This window comes from Psychroserpens luteolus, from assembly GCF_021032705.1.
Classification (GTDB): domain Bacteria; phylum Bacteroidota; class Bacteroidia; order Flavobacteriales; family Flavobacteriaceae; genus Psychroserpens; species Psychroserpens luteolus.
Map to the genome: position 1 here is coordinate 250519 of NZ_JAHVXI010000006.1, position 6949 is coordinate 257467.

5 protein-coding genes are annotated in these 6949 nt (G+C 34.7%); all 5 read right to left on the minus strand.

Features of this window, described 5'->3' with window-relative positions; all coding sequences use genetic code 11:
• Positions 1 to 30: 30 nt before the first annotated feature.
• A complete protein-coding gene (locus tag KWG70_RS15435) occupies positions 31 to 3288 on the minus strand; it encodes an amidohydrolase family protein (protein WP_230936939.1) in 3258 nt (1085 codons plus the stop codon).
• A 165-nt stretch (positions 3289 to 3453) separates the two neighbouring features.
• Positions 3454 to 3798 (minus strand): 50S ribosomal protein L20, encoded by a 345-nt coding sequence (gene rplT, locus KWG70_RS15440; protein WP_204347045.1) that lies wholly within the window; start codon positions 3796 to 3798, stop codon positions 3454 to 3456.
• Between the two features lie 103 nt (positions 3799 to 3901).
• Positions 3902 to 4099, minus strand: coding sequence for a 50S ribosomal protein L35 (gene rpmI, locus KWG70_RS15445; RefSeq protein WP_040250651.1), 198 nt, complete (start codon positions 4097 to 4099; stop codon positions 3902 to 3904).
• Between the two features lie 60 nt (positions 4100 to 4159).
• Positions 4160 to 4711 carry a translation initiation factor IF-3 gene (infC, locus tag KWG70_RS15450; protein ID WP_317206765.1) on the minus strand — a complete coding sequence of 184 codons (552 nt, stop codon included), beginning with the start codon at positions 4709 to 4711 and terminating at the stop codon, positions 4160 to 4162.
• Positions 4712 to 4738: 27 nt separating this feature from the next.
• On the minus strand, positions 4739 to 6694 hold the full coding sequence (gene thrS / locus KWG70_RS15455; RefSeq protein WP_230936940.1) for a threonine--tRNA ligase: 1956 nt from the start codon (positions 6692 to 6694) through the stop codon (positions 4739 to 4741).
• Between the last annotated feature and the right edge of the window lie 255 nt (positions 6695 to 6949).

Genomic DNA, 6949 nt, shown 5'->3' on the forward strand with positions numbered 1-6949 from the left:
TCCGATTCATTTAAGAATCGGATTTATGTTTTAATGAGATCCTACATGACAACCACAAGCACCTCTCGTGAAACTTTGTGTTTCTTCATGCCAAGGAAATGCTTGATTGTATTTAGAATTTTCCCAATAGAATTTTGTACGTTCTTTAGGTTCATTTCCAATTTCATTCATTGTTTCAGTATCATACATACGTCCGTTGATCATCGTATAAATAATACTTTCAGAATTTCTAATATCTTCTAATGGGTTTTTGTCCATAACAATAAGATCGGCTAGTTTTCCTTTTTTAAGAGAGCCAATATCATTACTCATCCCAATATAATCTGCGCCATTAATAGTAGCAGCTTTTAAAGCCTCATGGTTAGTCATTCCACCTTGTTGTAGTAACCATAATTCCCAATGTGCACCCAAACCTTGCAATTGGCCATGCGCACCAAGATTTACTTTCACACCTGCATCGCTCAATGCCTTACATGTTTTAGATACTAATATATGTCCGTTATCATATTCTTCATCAGGAATCATAATACGATGTCTTGAACGAGAATCAATAATCCCTCGAGGCGTATATTTTAATAGTTTCTCGTTTTCCCAAACATTGGTGTTTTGATACCAGAACATTTCACCATTCATACCTCCATAATTTACAATAAGTGTAGGTGTGTAGCCCACATTACTATTTCCCCAGAGTTCTAAAACGTCTTTATAAACAGGAGCAACAGGAATATTATGTTCAACACCAGTATGGCCATCCATAACCATTGTTATATTATGGTAGAATGTTGATCCACCTTCAGGTACTACAAAAATTCCCTCTTCACGAGCAGCTTGTAAAACCTGTTGTCTTTGTTCACGTCTTGGTTGATTATAGCTCTTTACTGATAAAGCTCCAAAAGCTTTTGTTCTTCGAATTGATGAACGCGCATCTTCAAGATTATTAATTACAGCTTTAAAATCACCATCGGCTCCATAAAGAATGAAACCAGTAGAGTAGAGGCGAGGGCCAACAAGTGTTCCGCTTTTTTGTAATTCGGAAAGCGCAAAGACTGTCTCAGAGTTTGCCGAAGGGTCATGAGCAGTGGTAACGCCATAAGCTAAATTAGCATAAAATTGCCAGTGCTTTTGTGTGGTTAACCCATAACGGAAACCTCCAATGTGAGCATGTGCATCAACCATTCCGGGCATGATCGTTTTTCCGGTAACATCATACACCTTTGCATTAGATGGAACCGAAACTTCTGATGTACTACCAATCGCTTCAATGACGTTATTGTTAATGATTATCGTTCCATTTTCAATCACTTCATCACCTTCCATAGTAATAATTCGAGCACCAGTGAGTGCAATTTTTCCTTGAGGTTTATCGGTTTTGACTTCCAGATTAATTTTGATGCCTGTTTCAACAAGCTTTGTGTCTTTAGATGCTTCTGCCGAATAGTACATATTTCCTAAGGTCCAACGGATAGTTTTGCTGTCTTTAGACCAATGTAAATTAATACCAGCATCTTTTGATAATTTCGTAACGGGAACATATTTTGTTTTGTCGGTAAGATCTAGTGTTTGTCCTGCTTTAGGCATAGGAGCCATATACACTTTATGAAGGTGTATGAAAGCAATCCAATTTCCGTCAGGACTTGGGACTAATCTATTTCCATGTTTAGATTTTACATGAATGCGCTCATCGAAACCATTGAGATCTACACTTTTTAATTCTTTAGTCAAGGCTCCAAAAAAGAGTCCGCCTTTCTGGTAAATAATTCTAGTGTCCGCTTTATTAAACATTGGATAATCACCTTCCTTAGTTACCAATTTAGGGTTAGAGCCATTAGCATTCATTACATATATCCCTGTCTTTTTAGAAAATGTTCTTCCTTGTTCATTATTGCCACCTTCCTTGCGATACACGATGTGTTTACCGTTATGCGAGTAGGAAGGATTTCTATAAATACCTTTTTCTGAAGATAATTTGGTAGAAACTCCACCAGTACTAGAAACTGAATGTATAGCGCCTAAATTTTCATCATTCCATGTGACATAGGTAATCGTATTTCCGTCGGGAGAAAATGTTGGTTCGAATTCAAAATCGGTTCCAGAGGTTAAACGTTTTGCTTTTCCGTTAGGTAATTTTTGAGTGTACAAATAGCCTAAAGCATTAAACACAATGGATTTCCCATCTGGTGATGTCACTGCATGACGAATGACTTTGGCATCAAATGTATTTGGAGCCACTTGATTTTCGACTTCAATGGCCTTAGCAATTTTGATTGTTGCATCAACTTGAAAAGGAATATCAGTAACATTTAAACTACTAACATTTATCTTTTTAATTTTTCCACCAGACCATATAACTATATCGTCATTGTTAGGCATCCAGTTAAAGTTTGTATATACACCAAAAATGGCCCAAGCTTCTTGTTGATCTTTATTAAGTTGATCATAGATTGGCCATTCTTCACCAGTATCTAAGTCATGAATATATAGAACCGATTTTGTGCGTACACGTTTTACAAAAGCTAGTTTTTTTCCATCTCTAGAAATCTGAGGACGAGCAGCTCCACCAGGCCCACCAGTTACTCTAGTAATCTTGCCAGTTTCCATATTGTATCTATTGATGACATAGATTTGACTATTCGGATCTTTATTGTATTGAAAGAAGCCTCCAGGATATACATCTTCACTATAATACAGATATTTTCCGTCAGGAGAAAGCGTAGGTTCATTAACATCTTGTTGTGCATTCTTCTTTTTTGTGAGTTGTATACCACTGCCTCCAGTTTTATGATACATCCACATTTCACCAGCACCAAGTGAACGACTCGAAGTGAAGTGCTTTCTTGCGATTAGATAATTTCCATCGGGAGTCCAAATCGCATTGTTTAGTAATCTGAAACTTTCTTTTGTAATTTGCTTTGCGTTAGATCCATCACTATCCATAACCCAAACATTATCGCCTCCACCAGCATCACTAGTAAATGATATGTGCTTACCGTCAGGACTAAAACGTGGTTGTATCTCAAAGGCTAAACCGTCTCTAAGAATCTTTGCCTTTCCACCGTTAATATCTATCTTATAGATATCGCCAAGCATATCAAAAACAATAGACTTTCCATCTGGACTTACATCAAGGTTCATCCATGTTCCTTCATTAGTAGATAATTTTAATTCCTTAAAATCCCAATTACCTTCAGGATTAGAAACATCCCAAGGTTTTGGTTTGTCTTTGTTTTGGGCAAATACATTAAAAGTAATAAGTAGAATGAGGGTTGTAATGAGTTGAATGCGTTTCATTTTATTATTGATTAGTTGACTTGTAAGTTAACTATAAAAAATGAAAGTTTATGCTAAAATTAAGTATTGAAACTGCTCAAATCTAAAAAGGCATGGTATAAAAAAACCGACTCATTTCTGAATCGGTTTTATAAGCGAATTGTTGTTATTATTTAGGCGAACGCCTTACTTTACTTTGTTTACTATTGCTTCAAAAGCTTCTGGGTTATTCATTGCTAAATCTGCAAGAACTTTACGGTTCAATTCGATATTATTAGCTTTAAGTTTTCCCATAAACTTAGAATAGCTCATTCCATGTTGTCTAGCTCCTGCGTTAATACGCATAATCCAAAGTGAACGGAATGTTCTTTTTTTGTTTCTACGATCTCTATACGAATATTGCATCGCTTTGTCAACCGCATTTTTTGCTACTGTCCAAACGTTTTTACGTCTTCCGAAGTAACCTTTTGCTTGCTTAAGAACCTTTTTTCTTCTGGCTCTTTTCGCTACTGAATTTACTGATCTTGGCATTTTTTAAATTGTTTTTTGTAGTAGGCGGTCAATTAATGACACTTGCTAAATACTTTTGCCTAACTCCAGGGTTTATAATTTGTTTTAACCGATTAAAACGGTGTTACTTTAAACGCAACATTGTTTTAATATTATTCTCATCTGCTTTGTGTACCAAAGTGTCATGAGTCAAAGCTAGCTTACGCTTTTTAGATTTTTTTGTCAAGATATGACTCTTAAAAGCATGCTTTCTTTTAATCTTACCAGTGCCAGTTAGTTTAAAACGTTTCTTAGCACTTGATTTAGTTTTCATTTTAGGCATTGTCTCCTAGTTTTATTTACGTTTCGCTTATTATCTTTATACGCTGAACTTTTCAGCTATTTATTTTGGTTTTTTTGGCGCAATGAACATGGTCATACGCTTTCCTTCTAATCTAGGCATTTGCTCAACTTTACCTAATTCTTCTAGGTCTTGTGCTAATCTTAATAATAAGATTTGACCTTGCTCTTTAAATATAATTGAACGCCCTTTAAAAAACACAAAGGCTTTTAGTTTTGCTCCGTCTTTCAAGAACTTCTCGGCATGTTTCTTTTTAAATTCGTAATCATGGTCATCTGTTTGTGGCCCAAATCGAATTTCTTTGATAGTTACCTTTGAAGCTTTTGCTTTTAAAGCTTTTTCACGTTTCTTCTGTTCGTAAAGAAACTTCTTATAATCCATTACTTTACATACAGGAGGATCAGCCTTTGGCGAAATCTCAACAAGATCTAACCCTTGATCATCTGCAATGGCTAATGCTTCTTTAATTGAGTAAATTCCAACATCTACATTATCACCTACAAGTCTTACTTTTTCGGCTCTAATTTTTGAGTTGATTTTGTGTTGATCTTCTTTTACTACTCTCTTGGAGTTGTGTCTTCTACGTATTGCTATGGCTTATATATTTTAATTAAACTTATTTTATTTAAATGTTTTTAATGTTTTACTGATTTCATTATCAACTATTTCAGAAAATTCTTCTACACTAATCATGCCTAAATCTTCACCACCATGTTGTCTTACTGAAATCTTGTTTTCTTTCTCTTCATTCTCACCAATTATAATCATGAATGGTATTTTATTCATTTCCGCTTCACGGATTTTTTTACCAATCGTCTCATTTCTATAATCTGCGAGGGCGCGAATTTCGTGATTTTCTAGCAAATTTAAAACTTTTTCTGCGTATTTTTCATATTTCTCGCTTAATGATAACACAATTACTTGTTCAGGCATTAACCAAAGTGGGAAATTTCCACCAGTGTGTTCCAATAGTATTGCGATAAAACGCTCCATACTTCCAAAAGGAGCACGATGTATCATTACAGGTCTGTGAAGCTCATTATCACTGCCTTTATATGTTAAATCAAAACGTTCTGGTAAGTTATAATCTACTTGAATAGTTCCTAATTGCCAGTTTCTACCCAATGCATCTTTTACCATAAAGTCTAATTTAGGACCATAAAATGCAGCTTCTCCAGTTTCTACAACATAATCCAATCCTTTATCAATAGCAGCATTCAATATTGCATCTTCTGCTTTTTTCCAATTCTCATCGCTGCCAATATATTTATCTGGATTGTCAGGGTCTCTAAGAGATACTTGAGCTTTAAAATTCTCAAACCCTAGAGAGCCAAAAACATATAATACTAAGTCTATAACTTCTTTAAACTCTGCATCCAATTGATCTGGTGTGCAAAAAATATGCGCATCATCTTGAGTGAATCCTCGTACTCTGGTTAATCCATGTAATTCTCCACTTTGTTCATATCTATATACAGTTCCAAATTCTGCATAGCGTTTTGGTAGCTCTTTGTATGAAAAAGGTCTAGTATTATAAATTTCACAATGGTGCGGACAGTTCATTGGTTTTAATAAAAATTCTTCGCCTTCCGCAGGAGTGTTTATGGGTTGAAAACTATCTTCACCATATTTTGCAAAGTGACCAGAAGTAACATACAATTCTTTTTGACCAATATGAGGCGTAGCTACCATTTCATATCCAGCTTTCTTCTGTGCACTTTTAAGGAAGTTTTCAAGACGCTCTCTTAATGCAGCTCCTTTTGGTAACCATAAAGGAAGTCCTTGTCCTACTCTTTGAGAAAAGGTGAATAATTCTAGTTCCTTTCCTAACTTTCTGTGGTCTCGTTTCTTTGCTTCTTCTAATAGTTGTAGGTATTCTGTTAATTCCTTTTGCTTCGGAAATGAGATACCATAAACTCTAGTTAATTGTTTGTTGTTTTCATCACCTCTCCAATAGGCTCCTGCAACTGACATTATTTTGACTGCTTTTATTAAACCAGTATTAGGAATATGTCCTCCTTTACATAAATCTGAAAATGTTGAATGATCGCAAAATGTTATTGTGCCATCTTCTAAATTCTCAATCATTTCAACTTTGTATTCATTGTTTTGAGACCTATATAAAGATAGAGCTTCATCTTTAGTTACTGAGCGCATTTTGAAATCATGTTTCCCTCGTGCAATTTCTAACATTTTATTCTCAATTGCTTTGAAGTCTTTTTCAGAAATAGAATGATCACCAAAATCTATATCATAGTAAAAGCCATTACCTTTATCTTCTTGAATAGCAGGTCCGAGTGTTAGCTTTATATTTGGATATAACTCTTCCAAGGCTTGAGCCATAACATGTGAAGTAGAATGCCAGAAGCTTTCTTTTCCTTTGCGATCTCTCCAGGTATACAATATTAATGACCCATCATTATATAATGGAGTAGAGGTTTCTATTGTTTCGTCATTGAAGCTTGCAGAAATTACATTTCTTGCAAACCCTTCACTAATACTTTTGGCAACATCAATTGGAGTTGTTCCTTGTTCAAAATTTTTAATAGTACCATCTGGTAAAGTAATATCTATCATAATACAGGCTGTAATTAAGTTCGCAAAGATAGTATCTTAAAAATTCAGATACAATATATTATGTAATACATAATCGTATTTCCATATTATTTTAAAGTGAAGATGTTTTTTTAGAAAAAAAAACAGGATAATCACTTCATAATAAGGCCTTCATGAGTATTAGGGAAAAGATTTTAAAAAAAGATTAAAAAAGGTTTGGTGGAATAAAAATAGTGGTTGTATATTTGCACCCGCTAACGAGATAAGTTGGTTACG

Bases quoted from the DNA above. Each gene is read 5' to 3' on its own strand.
- thrS (WP_230936940.1), bottom strand. From the start codon at position 6,694: ATGATAGATATTACTTTACCAGATGGTACTATTAAAAATTTTGAACAA.
- KWG70_RS15435 (WP_230936939.1), bottom strand. From the start codon at position 3,288: ATGAAACGCATTCAACTCATTACAACCCTCATTCTACTTATTACTTTT.
- rplT (WP_204347045.1), bottom strand. From the start codon at position 3,798: ATGCCAAGATCAGTAAATTCAGTAGCGAAAAGAGCCAGAAGAAAAAAG.
- rpmI (WP_040250651.1), bottom strand. From the start codon at position 4,099: ATGCCTAAAATGAAAACTAAATCAAGTGCTAAGAAACGTTTTAAACTA.